Raw genomic sequence first — 682 nt, 5'->3', positions numbered from 1 at the left:
CGCGTCAGCGGGACGGAGTCCTTTCGCGTCGGCGGGACGGAGTCCTTATCCACCTCGCCCCCTTTAACAGAGGAACGGGAAGAACTGGCCGGCTATCTGCTGGGGGACTTGTCTCCCGAGCAGGCGAGTGCTCTAGAGGCACGCCTAACTCAAGACCCTCGGCTGGTGGCCGAACTGCAAGCCTTGCAAGAAACCTTGGAATTGTTGCCCTACGGATTGCCAGGAGTACTCCCGCCTGCCAGCTTGCGCGATAAGGTGATGGCAGAGGTGGGGGCTATCGGCTTACGCGAGCAGGAGATGGCAGTCCCCCTTCACTCTCCACTGCCTGCTTTTGGGGTGGGGTGGCGCTGGTTGGGAGGCTTGGTGGCGGCAATTTTGGTTCTGCTCAGCTTAGACAACTGGCGACTGCGGCAAGCTCTGCAACTGGCCCAGCTAGAATCGGTGCGGGCATTATCCCATCTCCTGCAACAGCCGGGATCCCGTCTGGTGCATTTGCAGGGGGAGGTGGGGACGGCCAATGTGCTGTTTCGCCCAGGAGACTGGCAGGAGGTTATCTTGGCCGCACGGGATCTGCCCCAACCGGTGGCGGGGGAGCGCTACTCCCTCTGGCTCAAGCTGGATAATGGCGAGTTCCTCCACTGTGGTGACTTTCAGGTGGATGCTCAAGGCTCTGCTCTGGTGG

Annotated in this window: 1 protein-coding gene; it reads left to right on the top strand. The window is 61.3% G+C overall.

Annotated features, from left to right (window positions below):
• On the top strand, positions 1-682 hold a 682-nt coding region (locus NW815_RS14050; protein WP_414416156.1), incomplete at both ends, for a hypothetical protein.

It is taken from the genome of Synechococcus sp. R6-7 (genome assembly GCF_047461695.1).
In the GTDB taxonomy this organism is placed as follows: domain Bacteria; phylum Cyanobacteriota; class Cyanobacteriia; order Thermostichales; family Thermostichaceae; genus Thermostichus.
The sequence above is the reverse complement of the archived record's forward strand: the minus strand, read 5'-3'. Positions and strand labels throughout refer to the sequence as shown.